Origin of the sequence: [Pantoea] beijingensis (genome assembly GCF_022647505.1) — a bacterium.
In the GTDB taxonomy this organism is placed as follows: domain Bacteria; phylum Pseudomonadota; class Gammaproteobacteria; order Enterobacterales; family Enterobacteriaceae; genus Erwinia; species Erwinia beijingensis.
Map to the genome: position 1 here is coordinate 2,900,654 of NZ_CP071409.1, position 21,980 is coordinate 2,922,633.

The 21,980-nt window shown below is 49.4% G+C and carries 24 protein-coding genes and 1 other RNA gene; 11 read left to right on the plus strand and 14 right to left on the minus strand.

Annotated elements, in window-relative coordinates:
* Positions 1-37: 37 nt before the first annotated feature.
* Complete coding sequence (locus J1C60_RS13170) at positions 38-292, plus strand: type B 50S ribosomal protein L31 (RefSeq protein ID WP_128179341.1); 255 nt, start codon at positions 38-40, stop codon at positions 290-292.
* A gap of 12 nt (positions 293-304) precedes the next feature.
* The gene (ykgO, locus tag J1C60_RS13175; RefSeq protein WP_128179340.1) at positions 305-445 is read left to right on the plus strand and encodes a type B 50S ribosomal protein L36; all 141 of its coding nucleotides are present in this window, start codon (positions 305-307) and stop codon (positions 443-445) included.
* A gap of 46 nt (positions 446-491) precedes the next feature.
* On the opposite strand, the gene J1C60_RS13180 is transcribed toward ykgO, so the two are convergent.
* From J1C60_RS13180 to J1C60_RS13190, 3 genes are read right to left on the minus strand one after another with little or no spacing between them, the layout of a single operon-like run.
* Positions 492-1,370, minus strand: a complete 879-nt coding sequence (locus J1C60_RS13180) for a metal ABC transporter substrate-binding protein (RefSeq protein WP_128179339.1) — start codon at positions 1,368-1,370, stop codon at positions 492-494.
* Positions 1,367-2,242: a metal ABC transporter permease gene (locus tag J1C60_RS13185; protein ID WP_375139768.1), complete on the minus strand. Its 876-nt coding sequence runs from the start codon at positions 2,240-2,242 to the stop codon at positions 1,367-1,369. The genes J1C60_RS13180 and J1C60_RS13185 overlap by 4 nt, the downstream gene beginning before the upstream one ends.
* Complete coding sequence (locus J1C60_RS13190) at positions 2,239-2,925, minus strand: metal ABC transporter ATP-binding protein (RefSeq protein WP_128179338.1); 687 nt, start codon at positions 2,923-2,925, stop codon at positions 2,239-2,241. Before J1C60_RS13190 ends, J1C60_RS13185 begins: the two co-directional genes overlap by 4 nt.
* 543 nt (positions 2,926-3,468) lie before the next feature.
* Between J1C60_RS13190 and J1C60_RS13195 the strand changes: the two genes are divergently transcribed.
* The 3 genes from J1C60_RS13195 to J1C60_RS13205 all read left to right on the plus strand — a co-directional run bounded on the left by J1C60_RS13195 (position 3,469) and on the right by J1C60_RS13205 (position 4,852).
* Positions 3,469-3,822 (plus strand): hypothetical protein, encoded by a 354-nt coding sequence (locus J1C60_RS13195; RefSeq protein WP_128179337.1) that lies wholly within the window; start codon positions 3,469-3,471, stop codon positions 3,820-3,822.
* Positions 3,823-4,223: 401 nt separating this feature from the next.
* On the plus strand, positions 4,224-4,604 hold the full coding sequence (gene tomB / locus J1C60_RS13200) for an Hha toxicity modulator TomB (protein ID WP_128179336.1): 381 nt from the start codon (positions 4,224-4,226) through the stop codon (positions 4,602-4,604).
* Between the two features lie 29 nt (positions 4,605-4,633).
* Positions 4,634-4,852: an HHA domain-containing protein gene (locus tag J1C60_RS13205; protein WP_128179335.1), complete on the plus strand. Its 219-nt coding sequence runs from the start codon at positions 4,634-4,636 to the stop codon at positions 4,850-4,852.
* 465 nt (positions 4,853-5,317) lie between these two features.
* On the opposite strand, the gene ffs is transcribed toward J1C60_RS13205, so the two are convergent.
* An RNA gene (gene ffs / locus J1C60_RS13210) (signal recognition particle sRNA small type) lies at positions 5,318-5,414 on the minus strand.
* 263 nt (positions 5,415-5,677) lie between these two features.
* Between ffs and J1C60_RS13215 the strand changes: the two genes are divergently transcribed.
* Positions 5,678-5,989: an MGMT family protein gene (locus J1C60_RS13215; protein WP_128179334.1), complete on the plus strand. Its 312-nt coding sequence runs from the start codon at positions 5,678-5,680 to the stop codon at positions 5,987-5,989.
* Between the two features lie 99 nt (positions 5,990-6,088).
* Here the strand turns inward: J1C60_RS13215 and J1C60_RS13220 are convergent, their stop codons facing one another.
* Entirely contained in the window at positions 6,089-6,646 is a 558-nt protein-coding gene (locus J1C60_RS13220) for a YbaY family lipoprotein (RefSeq protein ID WP_128179333.1), read from the minus strand.
* A 172-nt stretch (positions 6,647-6,818) separates the two neighbouring features.
* Entirely contained in the window at positions 6,819-7,751 is a 933-nt protein-coding gene (locus tag J1C60_RS13225; protein ID WP_128179332.1) for a LysR family transcriptional regulator, read from the minus strand.
* Positions 7,752-7,861: 110 nt separating this feature from the next.
* Between J1C60_RS13225 and J1C60_RS13230 the strand changes: the two genes are divergently transcribed.
* Positions 7,862-9,064, plus strand: a complete 1,203-nt coding sequence (locus J1C60_RS13230) for an MFS transporter (protein ID WP_128179331.1) — start codon at positions 7,862-7,864, stop codon at positions 9,062-9,064.
* Positions 9,065-9,153: 89 nt separating this feature from the next.
* The gene (gene tesB / locus J1C60_RS13235; RefSeq protein WP_128179330.1) at positions 9,154-10,014 is read left to right on the plus strand and encodes an acyl-CoA thioesterase II; all 861 of its coding nucleotides are present in this window, start codon (positions 9,154-9,156) and stop codon (positions 10,012-10,014) included.
* A gap of 150 nt (positions 10,015-10,164) precedes the next feature.
* On the opposite strand, the gene amtB is transcribed toward tesB, so the two are convergent.
* The 5 genes from amtB to J1C60_RS13260 all read right to left on the minus strand — a co-directional run bounded on the left by amtB (position 10,165) and on the right by J1C60_RS13260 (position 16,424).
* The gene (gene amtB / locus J1C60_RS13240) at positions 10,165-11,451 is read right to left on the minus strand and encodes an ammonium transporter AmtB (protein WP_128179329.1); all 1,287 of its coding nucleotides are present in this window, start codon (positions 11,449-11,451) and stop codon (positions 10,165-10,167) included.
* A gap of 33 nt (positions 11,452-11,484) precedes the next feature.
* A complete protein-coding gene (glnK, locus tag J1C60_RS13245; RefSeq protein WP_007886947.1) occupies positions 11,485-11,823 on the minus strand; it encodes a P-II family nitrogen regulator in 339 nt (112 codons plus the stop codon).
* Between the two features lie 429 nt (positions 11,824-12,252).
* Positions 12,253-14,022, minus strand: a complete 1,770-nt coding sequence (locus J1C60_RS13250) for a SmdB family multidrug efflux ABC transporter permease/ATP-binding protein (RefSeq protein ID WP_128179328.1) — start codon at positions 14,020-14,022, stop codon at positions 12,253-12,255.
* Positions 14,015-15,784 (minus strand): SmdA family multidrug ABC transporter permease/ATP-binding protein, encoded by a 1,770-nt coding sequence (locus tag J1C60_RS13255; RefSeq protein ID WP_128179327.1) that lies wholly within the window; start codon positions 15,782-15,784, stop codon positions 14,015-14,017. Before J1C60_RS13255 ends, J1C60_RS13250 begins: the two co-directional genes overlap by 8 nt.
* A 166-nt stretch (positions 15,785-15,950) precedes the next feature.
* The gene (locus J1C60_RS13260; protein WP_128179326.1) at positions 15,951-16,424 is read right to left on the minus strand and encodes an Lrp/AsnC family transcriptional regulator; all 474 of its coding nucleotides are present in this window, start codon (positions 16,422-16,424) and stop codon (positions 15,951-15,953) included.
* A gap of 102 nt (positions 16,425-16,526) precedes the next feature.
* On the opposite strand from J1C60_RS13260, the gene J1C60_RS13265 reads away from it, so the two are divergent.
* Positions 16,527-17,465 (plus strand): DMT family transporter, encoded by a 939-nt coding sequence (locus J1C60_RS13265; protein WP_128179325.1) that lies wholly within the window; start codon positions 16,527-16,529, stop codon positions 17,463-17,465.
* Between the two features lie 106 nt (positions 17,466-17,571).
* On the opposite strand, the gene cof is transcribed toward J1C60_RS13265, so the two are convergent.
* Positions 17,572-18,393, minus strand: a complete 822-nt coding sequence (gene cof, locus J1C60_RS13270; RefSeq protein WP_128179324.1) for an HMP-PP phosphatase — start codon at positions 18,391-18,393, stop codon at positions 17,572-17,574.
* A 101-nt stretch (positions 18,394-18,494) separates the two neighbouring features.
* Between cof and J1C60_RS13275 the strand changes: the two genes are divergently transcribed.
* Positions 18,495-20,195 carry an SgrR family transcriptional regulator gene (locus tag J1C60_RS13275; RefSeq protein WP_128179323.1) on the plus strand — a complete coding sequence of 567 codons (1,701 nt, stop codon included), beginning with the start codon at positions 18,495-18,497 and terminating at the stop codon, positions 20,193-20,195.
* 143 nt (positions 20,196-20,338) lie between these two features.
* On the plus strand, positions 20,339-21,034 hold the full coding sequence (gene queC / locus J1C60_RS13280; RefSeq protein ID WP_128179322.1) for a 7-cyano-7-deazaguanine synthase QueC: 696 nt from the start codon (positions 20,339-20,341) through the stop codon (positions 21,032-21,034).
* Positions 21,035-21,072: 38 nt separating this feature from the next.
* Here the strand turns inward: queC and J1C60_RS13285 are convergent, their stop codons facing one another.
* Entirely contained in the window at positions 21,073-21,477 is a 405-nt protein-coding gene (locus tag J1C60_RS13285; RefSeq protein WP_128179321.1) for an acyl-CoA thioesterase, read from the minus strand.
* Between the two features lie 108 nt (positions 21,478-21,585).
* The gene (locus tag J1C60_RS13290) at positions 21,586-21,948 is read right to left on the minus strand and encodes a ComEA family DNA-binding protein (protein ID WP_128179320.1); all 363 of its coding nucleotides are present in this window, start codon (positions 21,946-21,948) and stop codon (positions 21,586-21,588) included.
* Between the last annotated feature and the right edge of the window lie 32 nt (positions 21,949-21,980).

The following is a 21,980-nucleotide window of genomic DNA, read 5'->3' on the forward strand; positions in this document are numbered from 1 at the left end:
GCATACTTAATGTTATAACATAACAATTGAGGTATTTATGAAAGCGGATATCCATCCTCATTACCGCCCGGTGATCTTTCACGACACCAGCGCCAACCACTATTTTAAAGTGGGATCCACAATTAAAACCGACCGTACCATTGAGTATGAAGGGCTGATTTATCCTTGTGTACTGCTTGATGTCTCTTCCGCCTCGCACGCTTACTACACCGGGAAACAAAAAGAGTTTGCCAAAGAAGGCAGCGCAGCGCGCTTTAATCAACGTTTTGGCCGCTTTCTCGGTAAATCATAAGGATGAATTGCTATGCAGGTATTGAGTTCTTTACGTTCAGCCAAAACACGGCATAAAGATTGTAAAATAGTACGCCGTAACGGGCGAGTTTATGTCATCTGTAAAAGTAACCCACGCTTTAAAGCGGTACAGGGCGGGAAGAAAAAACGCTAGTATCATGTTATTTCTCTCGGGGCCGAATAAAAATTCGGCCCTTTTTTTACTTCATACTGGCCGAGATTGTCTCAACGTTGTGCTTAAACGCGGCCGTATAAGTCGCTGCCGGGCCATCCTCTGTCGATAATGCTTCCGGATAGAGTTCGCCTCCGGGTTGTGCACCCGTTGCCAATGCAATTTGTTTCACCAGGCGGGGATCGGTTTGATTTTCAATAAAGTAACGACTGATATGCTCTTCCTTTAGTTGTTTTATCAGCCCGGCGACATCACTGGCGCTGGCCTCCGATTCCGTAGAGAAACCAACCGGAGCAAGAAAGGTTAATCCATAACGTTGGCCAAAATAGCCGAAGGCATCATGACTGGTCAGCACCTTACGCTTCTGTTGAGCAATCGCATTAAAGGTCTGCATTGCCCAGCTATCCAACTGATTCAGTTGGCGGATATAAGCCATGCCGTGCTGGCGAAAATAATCCGCATCGTCGGGATCGGTTGCAATAAGGGCATCCATCACATTTGTCGCATAGGTCACGCCATTATGTACGCTATTCCATGCATGGGGATCGGTGATGGTTTGTCCATCCTCTTCCATTTTACGCGTTTCAATCCCGTCAGAAGCAATGACAACTTTGCCTTTATATCCTGAGGCTGTGACAAGACGATCCATCCACCCTTCCAGACCCAACCCACTTACGAAAACCACATCGGCTCGGGATAACGCCAGGCTATCCTGCGGCGTTGGCTCAAAGCTATGGGGATCGCCATTCGCTTCTACCAGACTTTTTACTTTGACATGCTCGCCACCAACCTGTTTCACGATATCCGCCAACACGGTAAAACTGGCGACGGTTTCAACTGTTTTGGCTAACGCGAGAGGACTGGCGATCGACGCGACGAGAGCCAACGTAACCGACAACTTTTTCATATTTTCTCCTTACCTGCAGATAAAAATATACGGCGCCTTAATAAGCCACCGCAGGGCCCCACTAAAATTGAAATAAAAAATAAAATAGCCGCGCTAAGCACCACCGCAGGTCCTGCCGGCAGCGCGAGATAGAAAGAAGCAAAAAGTCCACAGCAGCTGGCGACGACCGCCAGTGTTACTGCAGCGGCCAACATGCCAGGTAAGCGGATACTCCAGAAACGTGCGCTGGTTGCCGGTAACATCATCAGCCCAACGGACATGAGTGTGCCAAGTACCTGAAACCCGGCAACAAGGTTGACCACTACCAACATCAAAAAAATCGCATGCACCAGGGGAGAACTCCAGCGACTCTGCGTCAACAGAAACGAGGGATCAAAAGCGTCAATAACGAGTGGTCGATAGATCGCGGCCAGCATCACTACAGTCAATATGCTAATGCTACCGACAAGCAATATGGCGCTGTTATCCACCGCCAGTAACGATCCAAACAGCACATGAAGTAGATCGATACTGGAGCCGCGTAGTGAAACCAGCGTCACACCTAGCGCCAGTGAACCGAGATAAAAACCAGCAAAGCTGGCATCTTCACGCAACGGTGTAAATCGGCTCACGGCTCCGGAAAGTAATGCAACGGATAAACCCGCAATAAAGCCCCCTACGCCCATGGCTACAAGCGATAACCCCGAAATCAAATAACCAATAGCTGCCCCTGGAAGAACCGCATGTGACAGCGCATCACCGACCAGACTCATCCTACGCAATAATAAAAAGACGCCGAGCGGAGTCGCGCTGATCGATAGCGCGATGCAGGCCATCAGGGCACGCCGCATGAAGCCAAACTCGATGAAGGGATGTAAGGCATCCAGTATCATGGGGCCACCCGCTTCATGTGTACCCGTTGCAGCGTTTCAGACGCAAAGGAGTTAGACCAATACGCTTGATTTCCTTGTAAATATAACCTATCCGGAAACCAGTTATCGGCCAGTGCGCTGTCATGCAGAACAACAATCAATGTACAACCTTGCCGGTGCCGTTCAGACAGCAGTTGCAACAATAACGCGGTAGTCTGGCTATCAACCCCGGTAAAGGGTTCATCAAGGAGGAGTAAAGAGGCTCGCTGCATAAGCAGACGAGCAAAAAGCACACGCTGCAACTGACCACCGGATAACGTACCCGGCTGTGCACCAGCAAAATCAACCATGTTTACTTTCTGCAAATTTTGCATAATTTCGGCGCGTAACTGGTGACCTATACCACCAAACCAGCGGCAGCGCTGCCAGCATCCCATTGCGACCAGATCAAATACCGTTGCCGGAAATTGCCGTTCTATTTCCGTTTGCTGCGGTAACCAGGCCACCTCCGCGCGCGGAACAGATATGCGAACAGAGCCTGCTACGGGCGGTAACAATCCGGCAAAGGTTTTCAGTAACGTCGATTTACCTGAGCCATTAGCTCCCATCAATGCAGTCATTGACCCACGCGTGAAATGGCCGTTAACCGCAGGAGTAACCGCGGCATGCCTGTAACCCGCCAGCAAATTTTCCATTACGATCATAACGAAATAGCCCACCAGACCCCGATAGCAAGCAGCAGTATGAGTACAGCGCTCAACGCTATTCTCTGTCCGGCCGAGAGTGTAAAAAGCGTATGTCCGGATGTTAAAAAAGGAAGCATAATCACCATCAGATTATAATATGTTATAACATAACAATTGTTATACGCTTTCCTGTACGCCATTGCGAGGATTAATGTTGCTAACTTTGGTAAAATGCCCGGAAGCTTGGTTTGTTATCTCGTCTAAACATGATTCGTAATGCGGCTACAACGTGATAGTGCTACCGCTATCATACTGCGCGCATAATGAACGATGTGATCCATAGCGCGAATAGCGTCAGCCGAACGGTAAACTTGCGCTTAATCAGGTTGGTATATAAGAAAAATTGTTCTGCAAGCTATAGACTATCGCAGCAACTCAAAAAGCAGACTAGAATAAAATCAGGTAAATCATTAAGCTGGTTAAACGCACTTTTATAGCACTTGCTTTAGCATTAAGTAGCAACAAAATGTCTATAAGCAATGTTAAACTTTTGAGGATAAAATGCGCATTTCAATTGAATGTGACTATTTGACTGTTGAAATAAATCAGCCACAATTACAAGAAATAATCCAACAGAATATTCCCAAAATAGAGGATGCATTAACCGGAGATTTGAGCTGGTATTCTCAAAATGCACGATTAGTTCCTGACTCGATAAAAATACTTTTAATAGAACCTTTAGGAAAATTGCGTTATAAAATGCATTACAACTTTCGTTGGAACATATTCAATGCTTGTTTAGATATTGACGCCACGGATACGGCCACAGAAAGTGTGGAATTCGAGGTGGTTCCCGGTGCCCTGGTCTTTGACTTCACGGACAATGCGCACCCCGATACCGCGGATGAATTGTAATTTTTGGTAATTGCCTCACGCATTATTAATTAAATTACGTTATATTCATAAAGTCCGTTAAATAAATTATTTATTTATATACCCGAAATAAATCGAGTTGAACCAAAGCGTCAAAGAGGCAAATCCCGATGAACTTACAGAGTGATTCGGATATGTGAGTGAAGCCAACGCATATGTAGCCTGGAGTACGGCAACGATACGCTCTACATATTTGCGTTACAAGGCAGGAGCACGTTCAGGCATCTCCGCTAACTGACTCAAGTTGGTTGTCAGAGCGACCGAGCAAAGCCAACAAACCTGCAGCTTGAAATATGACGAGTATAATCGCTTCCAGGTTGCATTATCTTTCTGCTTAGCCCATTAACTACTGGCTTGTATCGCTCGCTATGGAGGGGAAACAGATGGACGAATATTCACCGAAAAGGCATGATATTGCCCAATTGAAATTCCTGTGTGAAAATCTGTATGACGAAAGCATGACGACCCTCGGGGATAGTCATCACGGATGGGTGAACGATCCGACTTCTGCAATCAACCTGCAACTGAACGAACTGATTGAACATATCGCCTCATTCACCATGAATTACAAAATCAAACACGTTGAAGATAGTGACCTGATTGGCCAAATCGATGAGTACCTTGACGATACTTTTATGTTGTTTAGCAATTACGGTATTAATGCTCAAGATCTCAATCGTTGGCAAAAATCAGCAAAACGTCTTTTTAACATTTTTGCTGAAGAGTGTGCTCTTCTACCGTTGCAACCGAGCCATTCGTTTTAGCAACCCTTTATTTTTATTACGGTTTAACAATGACTGACAAGACTCTTACTAAAACTGATTATCTAATGCGCTTAAGACGTTGTCGCTCGATTGACACGCTTGAACGAGTGATTGAAAAAAATAAATATGAATTATCTGATGATGAATTAGAAGTATTCAATTCCGCAGCGGACCACCGTCTGGCTGAGCTAACAATGAATAAACTCTATGACAAAGTCCCCGTTTCCGTATGGAAATATGTTCGCTAGAACAATCTATAGACAAAATCACTGGAATAACATAAAGGCAGAACGATAAACCGGCTTACCGTTTTGAATAGCGCTCGCGCTGGCCCACAAACTTACCATTCCGATCAACCGTTCAGGAAAGTGATGCGGATGATAGGATAGTACCCTGTAGCACCGATGCATCTTCAGGCAGGATGGAATCTGCATCAACTCATTGAAACTGCATCACGCCAGCCAGTGAATATTTCTGACGCCTAAGTCAGGATGTTCCTATGCCCGGCAATCGCCGGTTCACTATGAAACATGCCTCTTCATTCATCACGCCATGACCATTGCAACGCCTTCTCAGAGGTACCGATATCCAGATGCATGACTGATACAGGCATATTCACTACAGCCCAATGCCGTTGACGGGAAATAACGCGCAGAAATAAAGATAATATAAATTGGCGTATTGCAAAGGAGAACTAGCTGAATTGGTGGGGCCCCTGCCAGCCACATCCCGGCACACGCGTCACCTGCTGCGGCTGCTTCCTTCCGGACCTGACCGAGTTCACAAGTTAGCGTTGCGGGAGAACCAACAGGGCCCCCATTGAACGGCTCCGACTTACAGAGCGCAGGCATTATCAATGATGCCCTGGTCAATTGCAAGCAAACCCCTGATGACCGTTGTTTTCTTGAACAGGGATCGTAATGAATTGGAATGACTATGCGGCATGTCATGCCTGTTGCTTGCCCGTCATTCTGAATAAATTACATAACGGCGAGCCGAATCGGTTCCGATCGCAGCAAGTACGGGCTTACACTTCGGTGGTGATAACTGATAAATCGGTCAGGATAAATAGCATGTACCAAAATGACTCTTTCCAGCAGCGCGTTTATCATATCGTAGCTGCAATCCCCTATGGCTGCGTAACCACATACGGCGATGTCGCACGCCTTGCTGGCGCACCACGTGCAGCTCGACAGGTTGGTGGCGTTTTAAAACGCTTACCCGCAGGCAGCCACTTACCCTGGCATCGGGTGATCAATCGAATGGGGGAGATTTCACTTTCCGGCGATGGCTTGAGTCGCCAGCGTAGCGCATTAGAAAAAGAAGGGATTGAGGTCAGCAGCCAAGGGAAGATTTCCCTGCAGCGTTACCGCTGGCAGCTATAATATGCCCTTTCAGCGGACCACATATTCGCGTTGAAAAGAGGGACGGGGTTTCGCCCCATCCCACGCGGTTATCATAATCAGTGCCTGAACCAACGTTAATTACATATTTTCAGGAGCAGGTACCGACGATGATGGTGTTATCTGCGTCGGTGACGTCGATGGAACCGCGGTCGCCGCGCCGTTCTGGGTTGGCATCGCAACGGAAGGGACCGGTACCAGCGTCAGATCGATTTTTGTTCCCCCGCCGTTAATAACGGGCTGGACGGTATCGGTAATAAACGCCATTTTACCATCAATGGTAATAGCCGCACTCAGCAATATGCGTGCATTTGGCTGGATATCCGCCGGGTTAAATGGCAGAACAAATCGGAATGGCGACTGTTTACCCTCAGTCCGCGCAACACGCTGCGAAAGAACCTTTGAAGGTGCATCGGCCAGTGAAGCATCGGAAAGGGTCACGGTCAGGACCGCATCAGGCGGTAGCGCAATACGCTGAAGAATATAGACAGATCCGCTCACATTTGGCTGAGCAATAACCGCTTGCTGCCCTGCCCCATTCGCACCCAACGCTGGCGTCTGAATATCATGCCCCTGATCCGCACAACCTGAAATTGCGAGCGCCAGGGCTGCACCGCTCATTACTTGCCAAAGTTTCATTGATTTATTCTCCTTATGATCAATGTTATTACCGGTCAAAATGCCACCGGAGAGAGCACTTAGAAACAGCTGCATTCGATTAATTCTGGCACAAATTCGATATTTTTTCCTGATAGTGACATTTACTGTTCGTATTTTCGTAAAAAATCGCCGCCGCCCGTTTTTTCCTGCATTAATTGTGTGCAGGAAAATCAGGTGCGTCGATTTGCAATTCGCTGGCAAGAAATTGCAAAATGGCATCTACTTTAGGCAGTAATTGCCTGCCTACTGGCCATATCAGGTTAAGCGGCAAGCCAACGGTTGTTAGCATTGGCAAAATCTGCACCAATTCGCCACATCTGATTTCATCGCGTACCAGCCAGGTCGCTAGCTGTGCAATACCGCAGCCCGCCTTGACCGCGGCAACTTGGGCTTCAGCATGACCAGCGATAATTCGCCCTTCCATTGTCCTCCGTTCGACGATTCCTGCATCATGTGCAATCAGCCACGGGCTTGAAGAACCATCGGCTTTACCGTAGAGCACTGCGTCATGTTGCAGCAGTTCCGCCGGAGAAGCAGGGATACCGTGATGTGCCAGGTAGTCCGGCGAAGCGCAGAAAATCAGGCGTTCATGGCCTAAGTGGCGATGCCCGATAGCGGCAGGCCAGTGGTCCGGTCCCCCGATACGCACCGCAAGATCAATACCTTCGTCCAATAAGTCAGCAAAGCGATCGGTGAACGAGACGTGCGGACGAAGATGCGGGTACTGCGGCATCAATTGCAACACCAACGGCCATACTCGTAGGCGACCAAAGGTTGCGGGTAGGTCCAGTCTCAGACGGCCCACGGGTTCGCTACGCTGTACAGCAAGTACCGCCTCCGCTTCTTCCAGATCGGTGAGAACGCGGACGCAGGTACGATAAAATGCAGCCCCCGCATCCGTCAGAGCGAGTCGGCGAGTGGTTCGCTCAAACAAACGCGTGCCAAGCCGTTCTTCCAGCCGCGCTACGCTCTTACTAACAGCAGAACTGGTCAGGTGCAGAAGTTCCGCCGCTGCGGTAAAACTGCCTGCGTCTGCGGTTGCCACAAATGTTTCGATCCCCTTGAGCCGTTCAGTGGAAACCATGCCCCCCCTAATTAGAGAAATTAAATCATCAATATTGATAAAATATATCCGGGATAAGAAATTAAATCCTCAATAAGATAGAGGAAATGAACTTATGCCCGAGATTGTCCATGTCTTATTTTTCTGTATCTGATGGTGTATCCCGTACGTCTGGTCGTCTTGCCATCGTCATTCTCGCCATGGCGGCTTTCGTCATCGTTACCACTGAATATCTGATCGTCGGGCTATTGCCCGCACTGGCGCGCGATCTTAAGATTTCTATTTCTGCCGCCGGGCAACTCGTGACCCTATTTGCTTTCACGGTAATGCTATTTGGCCCGTTTTTAACTGCGCTGTTGTCTCACATTGAGCGTAAGAGGCTGTTCATAGCCATCCTGCTGATTTTTACTGCGTCCAATGTCCTTGCGGCACTCGCATCAAACATCTGGGTGCTGGCGATAGCGCGTTTCATTCCGGCGTTGGTTCTGCCGGTATTCTGGGGGACAGCCAGCGAAACAGCCGGAGAATTAGTCGGACCACAACGCGCTGGTCAGGCGGTATCACAGGTTTATCTCGGGATTTCTGCCGCCCTGCTATTTGGTATTCCACTGGGAACGCTGGCTGCGGATGCCATCGGCTGGCGCGGAACTTTCTGGATACTCGCCGGGTTGTCTCTGGCAATGGCTGTAGCGCTGCTGGTCTTTATGCCAACCATCGCACGACCTCAGCGGTTACGCCTGACCGAGCAGACGCGCATCCTTAAAGATCCACGTTTTGTCGTCAATGTTCTGCTGTCCGTGGTGGTATTTACTGCGATGTTCACCGCCTACACTTATCTGGCTGACATATTGGAGCGCATCGCTCATGTAGCGTCGTCACGGGTCGGATGGTGGCTTATGGGATTTGGGGCCATTGGCTTGGTTGGCAACGGGTTAGGTGGACGCTTCGTCGATCGCAGCCCACTTGGTGCTACCGCCGCGTTTTCACTTGTGTTAAGCGTCGGCATGGCGGCCAGCGTCCCCCTGTCAGGTTCGCCGGTATTACTGGCCATCGCACTGGCGCTGTGGGGTATCGCCTATACCGCGTTGTTTCCTGTCTGCCAGGTTCGCGTCATGAGATCCGCCTCACAGGCGCAAGCACTCGCAGGTACCCTGAATGTGTCGGCGGCTAATGCGGGTACAGGGCTGGGTGCCATTATCGGTGGATGGGCGATCCCGCACTGGGGGCTGGGGGCCATCGGTCACGTTGCCGCCAGCATTGCGGTTGTGGCAATTCTGCTCGTGATTTGGATAGCACATATGCGTCATTCCCCCTCAGGGACTATGATTAATTGAGAAAAGCATCGCAACCTTTGTTGTTAGAGTTGACGTTAACTGGTCGGATCTCGCAAACTAATTGCTGAATCAACTCTGAGGATATTGCTATGAGCCAGGCGTTACAAAACCTGTTGAACTTACTCAATCTGGAAAAAATAGAAGAAGGCCTGTACCGTGGGCAGAGTGAAGATCTCGGGTTCCGCCAGGTTTTCGGTGGTCAAGTGGTCGGGCAAGCGTTATACGCCGCTAAGCAAACGGTCGCGCAAGAGCGGATTATTCACTCCTTCCATAGCTATTTTTTACGTCCCGGGGACAGCCAGAAAGCCATTATCTATGACGTTGAAACACTGCGTGATGGCAACAGCTTTAGCGCGCGTCGTGTCAGCGCGGTGCAGAACGGCCAACCTATTTTTTACATGACAGCCTCATTTCAGGCACCAGAAAAGGGCTTTGAACATCAAAAAACAATGCCTGATGTGCCGGGCCCTGAAGCGCTTCCATCCGAAATGGATATTGCTAAACAATTGGCATCCTATATTCCGGAACAAGCTCGTGAAAAATTTCTTGCGGAAAAACCATTAGAAATCCGTCCAGTTAAATTCCATAACCCACTAAAAGGTCAAATCGCTGAACCCACACGCCAGGTATGGATCCGTGCTAACGGTAAAATGCCCGCGGATCAAAGTATCCAGCAATTTATCCTGGGGTACGCGTCTGATTTTAATCTGCTGCCGGTGGCATTACAGCCGCACGGGAAAGGCTTTCTCGAACCGGGTATACAGGTAGCGACCATCGATCACTCAATGTGGTTTCACCGCCCCTTCGATTTAAATCAATGGCTGTTGTATAGCGTAGAAAGCACATCGGCCTCAAGCGCTCGCGGCTTTGTCCGGGGGGAAATGTATAATCAGGATGGCATACTGGTGGCATCTACCGTTCAGGAAGGCGTTATGCGACAACGCGGCTAGTTATCATCCTGGATAAAAAAGGGGATATCTGATGATATCCCCTTTTTGATTCGTTTTTTATTTTTAGCGCACTGCTCTTCTCAGAGTTCAACCATAACGTTGCATCATACCTGGCGACGCACTGCGGCTGCACGCAGGAAGAGGAATCTATTACTGGTTATAAGCATTTTCGCCGTGGCTATTAACGTCCAGACCTTCGCGCTCCTGATCTTCCGGCACACGCAGTCCAACAAGCATGTCGGCAAGCTTGAAGCCGATAAAGGCAACAATACCGGTCCAGACAATAGTAACGCCCACGCTAAACAGCTGAACCCAAACCTGATGCCCCATAGTCACACCTTCGGCATAACCCACCCCACCTAATGAAGAAGAGGTAAATACGCCGGTGAGGATGCAGCCAACGATACCGCAAACACCATGAACGCCGAAAACATCGCATGGGTCGTCCACACGCAGCCATTTTTTCAGAATCGTTACGCCCCACAGACCAACCAGGCCACCTACAATACCAATAATCAGCGCGCCACCCACACCGACAGTACCGCACGCTGGCGTAATGGCGACCAGACCAGCAATCACACCAGAGCTGGCACCCAACAGTGAAGGCTTGCCACGGAAGATCCACTCACCAAAAGTCCAGGCCAGTACCGCACCCGCCGTTGCCATCACGGTATTCAGAAATGCCAGAGCCGCTATTTCGTTAGCTGCACTGGCCGAACCTGCATTGAAGCCAAACCAACCTACATACAGAATTGCCGTACCGGTAAACACCATTGGCAGGTTGTGTGGTTTGAACGCTTCTTTACCAAAGCCAGCGCGTTTACCTACCAGATAAGCACCAACCAAGCCCGCTACCGCGGCGTTAATATGCACCACTGTGCCGCCAGCAAAGTCCAGAGCACCATCCTGGGCCAGGAAACCGCCCGCCCAAACCATATGTGCGATAGGCAAATAGGCCAGCGTTAGCCAGACGATCACAAAAATCAGCACCGCTGAGAAGCGAATACGTTCTGCAATCGAACCAACAATCAACCCAACGGTGATACAGGCGAAGGAGCACTGAAATGCCACATGAATATACTGATAGAAGGTTCCCGTTAATGCAGTCAGTTCGATACCTTTTAGCATCGCCATGCTAAAGCCACCGAAGAAGGCATTACCTTCACTGAAGGCAAGTGAGTAACCATAAATCATCCACAGTACGCAGACCAGCGAGAAAGTCACGGCGACCTGAGTCAGCATTGACAACACGTTTTTACCGCGGATCAAGCCGCCATAAAAAAGAGCAATGCCAGGGATACTCATGAAAAGCACCAGTGCGGTGCAAATCATCATAAAAGCGTTATCTGCTTTATCAGCAACCGCCGGGGCAGCCATCGCGAGCGAGGGTAGCAGCGCCAGGCCTGCCAGCCCCAACTTAGTCAGTACTTTGTTCATTTTATTCCATCCCATCACAATTCTAAGCCCGAATTACAGTGCTGCTTCATCGGTTTCGCCAGTACGAATACGAATAACGCGTTGCAGTTCCGCAACGAAAATCTTACCGTCGCCAATTTTGCCGGTGTAGGCAGCTTTACTGATCACGTCAACCACTTCATCCAGTTGGTCATCAGCAATCGCAATATCAATTTTTACTTTTGGCAGGAAATTCACGCTGTACTCTGCACCACGGTAAAGCTCTGCGTGACCTTTTTGGCGACCAAAACCCTTCACCTCAGTGACGGTCAGGCCCTGAATGCCGATTGAAGAAAGTGCTTCACGCACGTCTTCCAGTTTGAACGGTTTGATTACCACGGTAACCAGCTTCATACGATCCCCTCTGGCGATTAAAATTATTAGTCACAGCCGATACGTTTTGTATAAAGCAAAGCTTGTGCCATAAGTATCTGATGAGGGAAATTATGCTGGAGCATGAAGGCGTGGAAGAAAATAACTGAAGCCGACTTAATACGTTTCAACGATGTATTTTTAAGCGTTTACGCATATCTCAGTCGATACGGCATCAATCTCCGAGATCGGTAATAGCGGCCACAGGGAAATAGTCACAGATGACTGTTCATTAATACTGAATTTTTAATGTGTTGACTGACTCATTTATGATGAAAAATTGATTATAGAAAAGGGGGATGATGATAGATGCCGTGGAACCTGCCGCACCATGAAGGTGCGACATGCGTTAACAAAGTGCATCACGATGGTTCAGCCAGGATACGCTGCGCAAAAAAGGTGCATTCGCCTTCAGGCCTCTACTGCTAAGCCTGATGCCAGCTCTTCGCCCACCTGCTGCAGCTGATACATCTGCCAGTATCGTCCCTGTTCAGCTAACAATTCACGGTGGGTTCCCCTTTCCACTGCCTGGCCACGATGCAGCACTAAAATTGTATCCGCCTCAGTAATAGTAGAAAGTCGGTGTGCGATAACCACCAACGTGGTGTGCTTACGCACGGCGATCAGCGCTTTTTGAATCGATTGCTCCGTGCCGGAATCAATATTGGCAGTCGCCTCATCGAGGATCAAAATCTGGGGAGATGCTACCAGCACGCGTGCCATTGCCAGCAATTGCTTTTGCCCTACAGAAAGCTTATTGCCCTGTTCACCTAACCGGGTATAAATACCCTTTTCCAATTTTCGCGCCAGTTCAGCAAGCTGTACGGTTTCCAACGCTTGCCATACTTGCGCTTCCGAGATATCCCGCCCCAGCGTTACGTTAGCAAAAAAGGTATCCGCAAGGATGACCGGGTCCTGCTGCACCATCGCCACCCCCTGACGTAAAGTCTGATGACTTAAGCTATGCAGCGGACGCCCATCCAATCGGATATTCCCTTGTTTGAGCGGATAATACCCCATCAGCAAATTCGCCAGCGTACTTTTACCACTCCCCGTATGTCCAACGAGTGCAATAAAATTGCGTGAAGGCACGTTAAGCGTGATGTCACTAATCACATAGCGATTGTCGCGATAGGCGAAACTCAGATTATCGATATCAATACGTCCGCTTTGTAACGGGCGATCGTCGTCGCCGTACAACTGGCGAGGGGCATCCATCAATTCAAATATACGCTCACCCGCAACCACCGCCTGCTGCAATATTGATTGTTGGGTAGTCAATTCGATCAGCGGTTCATTGAGACGACCAAGATAGTTGATAAACGCATACAGTACGCCAACTTCAATACTGCCTATAGAAGAGAAGCCAAAAAGCAGCATCAGACCGCAAAGAATCAATGCAGAAAAAAGACTCAGTAGAGGTCTGAGTAAAAAACCATCCAACCGCAGCGTCTGCATCCGCGCCAGATAATGGGAGCGGCTGGCCTCTCCCATTCGCTCGCCAAAGCGTGCCTGCTGGCGAAACTGCTGGATAACGCCCATACCGTTGATCACTTCGTTGAAACCGTTATTGATATCGGCAAGATAGCTACGTACGCGGCGAACAATGGGTGTACTAAAACGCTGATAAATCAGCATCACCAGCAGTACAGCAGGAAAGATCGTAATGGCGATAAACGCCATGCGCCAATCTAAACTAAACATCGCCACCAGCATTGCGCCTATGAGCGCAGCACTACGCAGTACGGTTGCGACTACGGTAACGTACAAATCGCGGACGACCTCGGTATCATTGGTTACGCGAGAAATAATCTGACCTACTGGCTGAGTATCAAAAGCGCTCAATGGCTGACGCAAAGCCGCATCCATCACATCACTACGTAAATTTTGGACTACACCAACCGCCGCCTGGTTAAATAACAATGCCTGAAAATAATGCAGTGTCGCGGCCAATATTTGTAGCAGGATATAACTCACGACCAGACCGACCACTATCCCGGGCGGCATATGATGTTTTGCTACCATATTATCGATAAAATAGCTTACGAGTATTGGGCCAAGCACTTCAGCCACCGCAGCAACCCAGAGCAGGACAACGGCAATACCTAAAGATTTTCGCCATGGCTTACCATAGGCCAACAGGCGTTTAACCGTTGGCCACAGCTTGATCAGTTTAGCCACGTGGCGCTCCCGTTTCGCTTTCTTCTTCATCCAGCGCCGCCTCAAGCTGCTGATAGCGATACATATCACTGTACCAGCCATGCTCATCAGCCAACCGATCGTGCGCACCGCGCTGAGCAATAACCCCATTTTGCATGACCAGAATTTCATTGGCCTCGGTCAATGCAGACAACCGGTGTGCGCTGATAATCACCGTACGCCCTTCTCCCCAGCTCTTGAGGTTGTGTAAAATTTGGTATTCTGTCCGGCCATCAACCGCCGACAACGCATCGTCAAGAATCAAAATTTCCGCATCCAGCAATAACGCTCTGGCGATGGAAATTCGCTGTTTTTGTCCACCGGAGAGCATCACTCCACGCTCACCAACTTCAGTCTCATAGCCCTGGGGCAGACGCAGGATATCATCGTGAACGCTGGCCAAACGCGCAGCCTGCACAATCTCATCCTCAGTCGCGTTGGGCCGGCCTAGCGCAATATTATTTGCCACCGTATCGGAAAAAAGGAACGGCGTCTGATTGACTACCGCCAGTCGTCCCCGCCAGTTATCAATACGCACCTGCGTCAACGGTATCCCGTGGTAGCAGATCTCCCCTTGCGTCATATCGAAGTGGCGCTGCAGCAGACTCAGCAATGTACTTTTACCCGAGCCGGTTGGTCCGCACAGACCTAACATCTGCCCGGGCTTGAGTACAAAATTGACATGATGTAGCGAAGGTTGTTGGTTACCCGGATAGCAAAATTCGCGGATCGCTACCTGCAGTTGACCGCGGCCCAGGGGTAAGTTTTTTTCACCATCCGCTACCGCGGGGGCCTCAGATAGCAGCGAACGGATTCGACTCCACGCAGCGCTGCCGCGCTCAACAATATTAAACATCCACGCCAACGCCAGCATTGGCCAAATCATCAGGCCAAGGTACATGACAAAACTGGTCAGTTGCCCCAGCGTCATTTCCCCCTGCCACACCAGCCAACTGCCGCCACCGATAGCCAGCAGGTTTGACATGCCAATCGCAATATAAATAGTGGGATCAAAACGCGCATCAACACGGGCTACACGCATATTTTTTTGCCCGGTATCACGAGCGATAGCAGAGAATTGAGCAGACTGATGATTTTCCAGGCCAAAGGCCTTAATCATACGAATGCTGGTCAGGCTTTCCTGCGTTTGATCGTTCAGAGCAGAAAATGCCGCCTGCGCCAACTTGAAACGCTGATGCAGTTGATCCCCATAGCGTTTAATGATAATTGCCATGACCGGCATTGGCAGCAACGCCAACAACGTGAGCTGCCAGCTAATTTGTGTACTCATCACGACTAAAACAACCAGCCCCATCACCAGTGAATCCACCAGCGTCAGAACCCCCTCCCCAGCAGCGAAAACCACACGATCGACATCGTTAGTGGCGCGGGCGATTAAGTCTCCTGTGCGATGACGAAGATAAAATTCGGGGTGCTGGCGACTCAGTTGACGATAAAAATCCTCACGTAATTCCACGGCAAGCTGATAGGAAGCACCGAATAGCAGCACCCGCCAGACATAGCGCAACAGATAAACGACGATGGCCGTAACCACCATCACACCAATCCACATCAGAATGCGTGTCGCGGGCATATGCTGTTGCATAACGCCATCCACAATAACGCCCACCACTTTTGGCGGCAGTAGCTGCAGAATAGCAATCACAACCAGCAGAGAAACCGCCCCCAGATAACGGCGCCACTCCCGAATAAAAAACCAACGTAACTGGCTAAACAATCGCACGTAAATCTTCCTGCTGTAGTGAAGGCAACATACTATACCCCAAATAATTAGCGTTACATCAAGGCAGAAAGCTCAGAAATATCCGGGAGCTTACACCGTTCGGTTGCCGGATTGTCCGGGCACAGTCAATACACCCGAAGTGTATACAGTATGCCGAATATCAGTTTTACAAAGTTAGCGGCAGGCCCGTCGTATGCTTTATCTCTTCCATAGCAAAACTCGATGTCACATCAATTAATCCAGGCACGCTATTGACCAGTCGTTTATAAAAAGCATCATAACGCTTCATATCCGCAACCTGGATGCGCAACAGATAATCGTATTCCCCCGCCATGCGATAAAAAGCCATGACTTCCGGCATTGCCTGCACCACATCGACAAACTGCTGAAACCAAATACTGCTATGCTGCTGCGTTTTTATCAGCATAAAGGCGGTTAGCGCCAATCCAAGCTTCTCCGCATCCAGCAGAGCTACCCGTCCACGGATAACACCGTCATCTTCCATTTTCTTGAGCCGCTTCCAGCAAGGCGTTGTCGTGAGATTCACGGCTTCTGCCAGCGCCTGCAATGAAAGAGTGCAATCTTGCTGCAGCAGGCTAAGGATCTGCAAATCTTTCTTATCTAGCGTTGAATTTAGCAAAATTTTCTCTTAATCGATGAAAATGAAGCACAATTATAGCAAAAGTTTCTTCCTGATTTTCGTTAATCTAAAAGGATAAATCCTCTTCAGGGACGAAATATTATGGGAACAAATCAGCCTGGTCGGATCGTTGCAATCGCCCTATTTTGTGTCGTCGCATTAACATGGGGAACAACCTGGCTGGCAATGAAAATTGCCGTCGAAAGCGTGCCTCCTTTGTTCGCGACCGGTATACGCTTTATGTGCGCTTCACCGCTACTGCTTTTGCTCGCCTGGTATAAAAAAGCCCCGCTTCTTTTCCCTAAGGGAAATCGCTTCTTTCAACTGATGGTTGCCGTATTCTATTTCGCGATCCCATTTACGCTGATGATCTATGGTGAAAGCTATACCCCCGCCAGCCTTGCTGCCATCATTTTCGCTATGATGCCAGTTGCCGTATTAGGCGCTTCACTATTATTGCTTAATGAAAAAACATCCGCACAGCAGATGCTCGGACTATGTTTCAGCCTGGCTGCGCTGTGCGGTATTCTCTGGCTAGAAACACAGCATAGCGGTAAAAGTACCTTCAGAGGCATTAGCGCCCTCGTAAGTGCAGTAATTATCCATGCCCTGATGTACGTGCAGTGTAAAAAGCGCGGGAACCGTGTTTCCGTACTGACTTATAATGCTTTACCCTGCCTTGCTGCAGGTGTCGCATTAACATTAGGAGGGTGGTGGATTGAATCTCCCCAGCCAGCAGCATTTACCCAGAGCGCGATACTGGCCATTTTATGGCTCGGAGTGGTAGCCGGTGTTGGCGGGATTTTATGCTACTTCGCCTTACAGCAAGTCGCACGTCCTTTTCAGGCATCATTGGTTTTTCTGGTTTTCCCGGTTATAGCCATTGCGCTGGATAACGTGGTCAAGGGAACCAGTATCAGCCCTGCATCACTGTTACTTATATTCCCGTTGCTGGTTGGTATTCTACTAACGCTAAAGCCTCAGCGCGCCGCACGAAAGCAATCCTCTATATCCGAAACCTCGATGACAATGCAGGAGTGAAAGCATCTTTGCTTTCCGCATACTGAGACACATCCGGTACGATATAGGGATGTTTATAAAGAGCATAAAAAAGCCGGACGATCCTGCCCGGCTGCTGTAACGGACCTCAGAATTCGGGGGAATAGGCGAGGTGTGGTGTTGTCAGCCAGTGATTCAAATAGTGAGACACTCCCTGCGTCTCGCAATGTCCAATAACGGGTAAATGTGGCAACGCTGTTTTCAGTTGTTCCATTGCGTTTGCCATAATAAAACCGCGTCCGACCTTTTCTAACATTTCGCGATCGTTCATTGCATCGCCAAAGGCCATACAATCCGCCATGCTCAGCCCCAAATAAGCGCTAAGAAAGGTTAACGCCGTACCTTTGTTGCAATTAATGGGCAGCACTTCAAGGCAATCCCATGCGGAGAAACAGATATGAGCACGGCCTGTCAACGCTTCATTAAGCTGTATCTGCAGGCGGCAAAGCTCATCATGTTCAGCAATAAAGCACACCTTAGTCACCTGATGAGCTGGGATCGTTTTCACATCAATCAACTGGTAGGCAAAACCGCTCATCTGATGCGCATGTAATATTTCCGGCATCGCTTTTGTGGTAAACCAGCCATCATCATTAAATATGTGCAGGGTGGCGCAGGTATCCCATTGCGTGTGAACAACCTGCTCCGCAACTGAGGGGGCAAGATCACAGGCAAACAGCGTTTCACCATGAACATCATGGATTCGCGTACCGTTACCGGTGATAAGATAAGCATCCAGCGCCATATTCGCCGCTAAAATTTGCATTTCCAATAGATGTCGGCCGGTTGCAAATGCCAGTACAACTTCCTTTTCCCTTAACGCACGCAACGCTGCTAAGGTTTCTTCACCAACGCGGTGATTTGGCAGTAACAGCGTACCATCCATATCAAAAGCAGCTAAACGCGACATTTTCTCTCCATTGGCTTACCCGACTTAGGTAGGTCAGATTATCGCCTGGCATTTGCGGAACTAATAGTGAATACTTTTATAAAACACTTCCGGGTTTACGTATGCGTCAACTTAATCGCATCAATCAGTTTGCACGACTGTGGCAATACAGTCGCGGTATGCCTCAGGAGACTAGCGTAGCTGAGTTAGCCACATGCTGTTTTTGTAGCGAGCGCCATATGCGCACTTTGCTGCGGCAATGGCAGGATGACGGATGGCTGGACTGGCAAGCACAATCAGGTCGGAGTAAACGTGGAACATTAACGTTTTTACAGGCACCCGATCGGCTACGCAGCGAGCTACTGCAACAGCAGCTAGATCGTGGTCACTCACAGCATGCCGTTCAACTGGCCCAGTTGGATCCGGAACAACTAAGCCAGTTGCTACAGCCATTTATGGGAGGCCAGTGGTTAAATGACACGCCGACGCTGCGTATTCCTTACTATCGCCCACTTGAAACGCTACGCCCATTGACCATGCATGGGCGTGCTGAGCAGCACCTTGCCCGCCATATTTTTTCAGGATTAACCCGCTTTGAAGGCAACCGTGTAGTTGCTGACCTCGCCCATCACTGGGTGAGCAATGAGAGTGAAACGGAATGGTTTTTCTTTTTACGCCCACAGCTTCGTTGGCATCACGGTGAACCGGTAAGCGTGCATCAACTACAAACGCGCCTGCAGGCTATGTTGACCAGCCAGCCAGGGCGTGAGCTCTTCGCCAGTGTGAAAAACGTCTCGCTGGCGCATGCCCTCTGTTTGCGGTTTGAATTATACTTTCCCGATTGCTGGCTGGCACATCGGCTAGCCACCGTTTTAGCATTACTCCCGCATCCCGCGGATGATGATGTGGGTACCGGTCCTTACCGTCTCGTTCATTTCTCGCCAACGCTAATTCGTATAGAAAGCCATAACGGTTATCACCTGGCACACCCCTTGATGCAGGCAATTGAATATTGGATAACCCCACAGCTATTCGACAGGACGTTGGGAACACGCTGCCGCCACCCCGTACAAATTGCCGTCGGCGCATATAATGAACTTTCCCTGCTGCGCCCGGTGAGTAAAAGTATCAGTCTGGGGTTTTGCTATCTGGCTGTTCAACAGCGCAAACGTTTGAGCCGGGAGCAAGCGAAAAAGCTAATGCGCCTGATTCATCAATCGGGCATCATCGCACACTTGACCGTCGATATAGGTTTAATCACACCCAGCAACGAGATGCTTCCCGGCTGGACGTTGCCTGACTGGCACAGCGACGCTGATGTTGCTCTGCCAGCAAATTTGAGCCTTCATTACCATTTGCCCAGTGAGTTACATGCGATGGCACGGAAGCTCCAGGAGCTGCTGGCCGATCACGGCTGTCAGCTCGAAATTGCCTTCTATGATGCAAAAAGTTGGGAAAACTATGATGCCCTGGACGACGCCGATCTTATCATGGGAGACAGGCTGATCGGTGAAGCCCCCGAATTCACACTGGAGAGCTGGTTACATCTCGATCCGCTGTGGCCCACTATTTTGCCAGAAATGCACTACGCGGATTTGCTGCAAACTTTACGAGAAATCCAGATACGAAAAGAAGAAGCCGCGCGCGTGGATGGCCTGAAGCAAACATTTCAGCGGTTGATGGAGGATGCGATTATTATGCCGTTATTCAACTATCACTATCAGGTCAGCGCACCACCGGGTGTGGAAGGCATTCAACTCAATGCCTGGGGCTGGTTCGATTTCACCCGCGCCTGGCTTCCACCACCGGTGCACATTGAGTGATAACCGCACAGGCAGTAACATACTTTCTTTTAATAATTCGGACAGTAAACACGCCAAAGAACCAGACCGGGGCTTGGCTGTAGTCTATGGCCATCAGGGCAGATAGCGTCAATACAAATTGAACACAAATAAGAAGGCAAAGCATGAAACGTGCAGTGGTAGTTTTTAGTGGCGGACAGGATTCAACAACCTGTCTGGTTCAGGCCCTCAGGCAATATGATGAAGTGCATTGCGTCACCTTCGATTATGGGCAACGGCATCGGGAAGAGATTGAAATTGCACAGCAGCTTTCTCAGCAGTTGGGTGTACGCGCACATAAAGTCCTGGATGTGACGTTGCTGAATGAACTGGCAGTAAGTAGCCTCACTCGCGATAACATTCCCGTTCCCACTTATAACCCCGATGCCAGCGGACTCCCGAGTACGTTTGTGCCCGGCCGTAATATTCTGTTTCTCACGCTGGCATCCATTTATGCATATCAGGTTGAAGCCGAGGCGGTCATTACTGGAGTCTGCGAAACGGATTTTTCCGGCTATCCTGACTGCCGGGATGAGTTTATTAAAGCGCTGAATCATGCTATTGAGCTTGGTATGGCACGTAATATACGCTTTGAAACGCCACTTATGTGGCTGGACAAGGCCGAAACCTGGGCGTTGGCTGACTACTGGCAGCAGCTACCACTGGTGCGCCAACAGACGTTGACCTGCTATAACGGCATTCAAGGCGATGGCTGTGGTAAATGTGCCGCCTGCCATCTACGCGCTAACGGCCTTGCTATCTACCAACACGATCCTCTTACAGTAATGGACCGCATGAAGCTCAAAACCGGCCTGCAGTAAATTACTGATGGGCGGATTTAGCCGCCCGTCGTTGGCGTTCAACCTGATGTTTGCATTGCCTCTATACGCGCTTTTAACTCCCCTTCCAGCGGTAATACTTTTTGCGAACTCAGGTCAATACAAACAAAGGTTAAGGTGGCATCAGCGACAGGGGAAGCATTCTCTCCCAGCGTGACATGCTGACTGATGACACCACTTTTACCATTAAGCTGAATGAGCCGGCTATCAATATGCAGCACATCGCCCAGCACGGCTGGATGGCGATAGTTAATATTGATGTTCGCTATCACGAATGCCATGTTGTTTTCCACCAACCAGTGGAAAGACTCCAGTTTTTCCAGCCACGCCCACCGCGCCTCCTCAAGGAATTCAAGGTAGCGAGCATTATTAACATGTTGATAAACATCCAAATGATAGCCACGCACTTTAATAATTGTTTGCATAACACCCTGCCTCACGCAAAGAAAGGTCACACCAACTGGTATGACCTCCAAAAGATTAGCAGCCTTCCCTCCTTCTGCCGCTGTATAAATCCTCACTTGCGAGAGCGATCACAATTTCAATCGGCCAAGATTGCGCTCTACCAATGCGCTGCCAATACCCGGCACCTCCGTTAACTGGTCTATACGGGTAAAGGGGCCGTAACTGTTGCGATAGCTCACAATTGACTCAGCCTTTTTAAGCCCAACGCCATTCATTGCCACAGCCAACTCTTCTGCGCTGGCACTGTTAATACTGATCTGTGCGTCCTGAGTGGCCCGTGCGGGAAGGCTTACTGTTGCCGTATTTTTTTCCATTGCTGCATCTTTTGCCACAACCTCGCTTCCAGCCACCTGTGCAAAAGTTAGTGGGGAAAACGTAATGCAACCCAATGCCAGACTGAGGCAAAGAAGGTGACCCGTATTTTTTTTCATGCTGCAGTTCCTCCGTGTGTTTGTCAGCACGG